This is a genomic window from Psychrobacter sp. PG1 (assembly GCF_014897815.1).
Taxonomy (GTDB): domain Bacteria; phylum Pseudomonadota; class Gammaproteobacteria; order Pseudomonadales; family Moraxellaceae; genus Psychrobacter.
On the sequence record NZ_JABUZG010000006.1, the window covers coordinates 1 to 2,896 of the forward strand.

Here is a 2,896-nt window from a genome sequence, read left to right on the forward strand (position 1 = left end):
CGTTCATTGTAAGATGAATTGAAGACACGCCCTAATAATAGTTGGTGGTGTTATTGATAAGTTTTGCTGATAATATACGACCTGCTTGGAAAAAATACATGTCAACTAGCAAACATCAACTCCTACAAAATGCCAGTTTCTATTAAGCATAAACCTTCAAACCAATAAAAATCTTAAAGGATCAGACCCATGAAAAAAATCTTAATATCAACGGCTATGCTCGCTACCCTCGCTCTATCTGGATGCACGACGACTGGTGGCATGAATAATAACGCAGGTACTGCTATCGGTACTGCAAATGAGATTGGTATGAATGTCTTTAAATCAGCGATTGATAACCAATGCCGCAGTCAGATTGAAAAGCAAACTGCTTGGCGTGTGGCTAGCGTGGCTATGACCGACACACAACAAGAAGCTGTAAAAAGCAATGTTTGTGGCTGCGTCAGTGAGCAAGCGCCGCAACAAGTGACACTCGTTGAATTGGGCAATGCTGCTATCGATTCGCAATATCGCACACAGTTGGTCACGAAAGTCGTCGCAAAATCTCTACAAAGTTGCTATACCAGGTTTATGAAATAAAATATAAGTATCGTTAACTGCACTAGATATTTAAAGCATCAAAGTAATGTTCATTGAGAATAAAAAGTAAAAAGGGTGCGTTATAAATAACGCACCCTTTTTATTGCTAAGTCTTTGTACCATCACTTATCTTATTAACTTGGCTTAGAACTTGTTTTTGTCAACTGGATTCTGTGACAAAGCTGCTGTAAAGGGCAGTATTTTACTGCGGCTAAAATACTTAGAAGAGCCATCGATAATCTTGTCTACTTCTTTGATCAAATCATTAATAACGTCATCATAAACGCCATGATATAGTTCAGTTTCGAATGCCGTAAAGGGATGCTTACGTGATGCCGAGCCGACCTCTGTCACGCCTTGCTTACTATAAAAAATATCGACTCGTCCATCACTGTTGAGTACACAATTTAATACTCCGCCCTCCAGCTCCATCTCTACTCGCTCAGGCATAAAAATATAATCGTCTACATTGATGAGTTTTTTTTCTACTTCTCTCTTAAAAAATGATTTGATATCAAACATGGATATATCCCTGACCTTAAAATTATAATATACGTTAGCACGCCTGATTTTATGACTATTACCAAGCATTCGACTGCATGCTTGTTAGTTCGTGCCTTATAAATCAATACTATAAGATGACGTGATATTTTTTAAGACAGGATATGTAAAACTGCGTTTGATGTTGGTAAAAATAGAATGTTAGCTATGGCTTCTTTATCCTATTGCAATAAACAAAGGAAATGGCAAACTAGGCAACTCCCCTTTTCTAATGATGAAACTACTCTATCTGGCTTAATCACACCCAGCCTTTCTCACGAAACGATTTCAACACCTCAACAAACACTGCCATCTCATCAGGTCTGCCAAGCGTCAAACGATTAAAGCCAGTGATAGGCGCAAACTCGCGACCAACAGCGATGCCATGGTCGCACATTCTATCGATATAGGTTTGTACATCGCCTTTGATTTCGTGAAATATAAAGCTGGCTTGTGATGGTAAGTAGCGTAGTCCAAGCTCATCCAACGTCTGCTCAACCAGCTGACGCGATTGATTGGCAGTATGCAAACTCAACGCCAAAAACGCCTCATCATCCAAAGTTGCTATCGCGGCGACAGCACCAGACAGATTGGTATTATCCACTGAGATAAACGCCTCTAGCTCAGTGATCATTTGCGGACTGGCAATTGCATAGCCGACACGCATACCCGCTAGCGCACACAGTTTAGAGAAAGTCCGAACCACGATAATATTGTCTGAGCGCTGCTCTCTTATCCACGCAATCCCACTCTCAAAACTTGGGTCAGTGACATATTCTGAGTAGGCTTCATCTAGCAAGAAATAATGATGGTCTGGTGCCGTTCCTACCCACGCTTTTAACTCATCTGTGTCAGTAATCGTCGCTGTAGGATTGTTGGGATTGCAGAGATAAAATAAGCTTATACCATCAAAATCATCAGCCACTTTTTGCATATTTTGTAAATCAAAAGAATAGCTTTCAGGCATCAGTGCTACTTTTACCACGGGCACATTGATAGAGGTTGCATATAGTTCCGCATAAGCAAAGGTTGGGTGCGGCACAATTACTTGAAAATTCCTGCCTTCCCTTAACGCTTTGTTTTGCAGCATTTGTACGACCGTGCGGATATTCTCACTGGAGCCGCTGCCTAGAGATATTTGATTTTCAGTCACGTCATTAATTTTCGCAACTTTAATAATTAAGGCTGCACGCTGGTCATCTGGATAACGAAAGCCGATGTCTAAAGCATCGATAACCGCTTTTTTGGCAGAGTTTGCCATGCCTAGTGAGTTTTCGTTAGAGTTTAATTCTATTAATGGATTGGTAAGCACAATAGTAATACGCCTAATTGATACCCATACCAAATATGCAATTAGCAATGTCAAGCTCGCTCAGCCAGCGGATGTAGCACTTGCACTCGTCTTTTTTGCTACTCTGATTATTTAGTAGGGTTTATATATGGATGGTGAGATGCATTCGGATAATAATGGTTATGGTAAGTGGCATTTACCCTGATTACAAGCGCTCTGAGCGATGAAACTCTTTAGCAGCTGTTATGAGTAAGATGCTCACTTATTGATAGCATCCATTAAATAAAAAAGAGCTACCCTATAGGCAACTCACTTTGTAAAATTCTTAACATTTTTGCTAATACTAGGGCGTGTCCTCATTTTAAAAATGGTGATAAACATGAGATAAATTGCCGTTAAACAAGGAAAGTAGCGCAAATAATATCGAGATATTAAGAAACTATTTGACGATTTTTGGCAAAATTTAGCCATTTTTAGCCATTTTTA

Annotated in this window: 3 protein-coding genes; 1 reads left to right on the forward strand and 2 read right to left on the reverse strand. The window is 39.8% G+C overall.

All coding sequences use genetic code 11. From position 1 onward, the window contains the following. Nucleotides 1-189 precede the first annotated feature (189 nt). Nucleotides 190-579, forward strand: coding sequence for a hypothetical protein (locus tag INT03_RS00090; RefSeq protein ID WP_193007086.1), 390 nt, complete (start codon nucleotides 190-192; stop codon nucleotides 577-579). A gap of 144 nt (nucleotides 580-723) precedes the next feature. Here the strand turns inward: INT03_RS00090 and INT03_RS00095 are convergent, their stop codons facing one another. After that, the gene (locus INT03_RS00095; protein WP_055123844.1) at nucleotides 724-1,101 is read right to left on the reverse strand and encodes a hypothetical protein; all 378 of its coding nucleotides are present in this window, start codon (nucleotides 1,099-1,101) and stop codon (nucleotides 724-726) included. 277 nt (nucleotides 1,102-1,378) lie between these two features. Further along, nucleotides 1,379-2,431 carry a pyridoxal phosphate-dependent aminotransferase gene (locus tag INT03_RS00100; protein ID WP_250162794.1) on the reverse strand — a complete coding sequence of 351 codons (1,053 nt, stop codon included), beginning with the start codon at nucleotides 2,429-2,431 and terminating at the stop codon, nucleotides 1,379-1,381. Nucleotides 2,432-2,896 lie beyond the last annotated feature (465 nt).